Below are 701 nucleotides of genomic sequence, written 5' to 3' on the forward strand. Positions count from 1 at the left end.
CGCACCCACGGCATCCGCTACTTCCACGGCTGCTACTCGATGGGCGATGACCAGCTGTGGGGCGTGACCCGGCGCCGCAAGGGCGGCGACCACAGCCTCCCGGCGCTGAAGTCGATCCGGGCCGCCCGACCCGACGGCGCCCCCATCTGCGTAATCATGGACAACCTCTCGGCGAACAAGACCCCGGCAGTGCGGACCTGGGCGAAGAAGAACAGCCAGGCACTCGAGCCCCTCGTGCCTGGCATACCGCCCACCCGTTCACGCCGCGGGCGCCGTCGGCGCAAGCCCGCCAAGCTCCACGCGGACAAGGGCTACGACTATCCCCACCTGCGGAAATGGTGACGTCAGCGCGGCATCCGGCACCGCATCGCCCGCAAGGGAGCCGAGTCCTCCCAGCGGCTTGGACACCACCGCTGGACCATCGAACGCACCATGGCCTGGCTCGCCGGCTGCCGCCGCCTCTACCGGCGCTACGAACGCAAGGCCGACCACTTCCCCGCCTTCACCAGCATCGCCTGCACCCTCATCTGCTACCGCAGACTCGCGAATGAGATGGCTTCTTATTCAGACCCCCCGCGGGTGTGCCCGGCCCCTGCGCATAGCGGCGCATGCGCCGGTGCGTGCGCCGCTATGCGCGGGGTGTGCCGGGGATCAGCTGACCTGGATCATTCCGTAGCCGTGGGAGACGGGGGAGTCGGACG

Annotated in this window: 2 pseudogenes; both read left to right on the top strand. The window is 69.3% G+C overall.

Features of this window, described 5'->3' with window-relative positions:
- Positions 1 to 213: pseudogene (locus IF89_RS47340) on the top strand (IS630 family transposase); the annotation flags it as partial.
- Positions 214 to 537 (top strand): annotated as a pseudogene (locus IF89_RS45635) (transposase); the annotation flags it as partial.
- Positions 538 to 701 lie beyond the last annotated feature (164 nt).

The sequence above is a fragment of the Streptomyces sp. NRRL F-2664 genome, assembly GCF_000719345.1.
Lineage (GTDB): Bacteria > Actinomycetota > Actinomycetes > Streptomycetales > Streptomycetaceae > Streptomyces.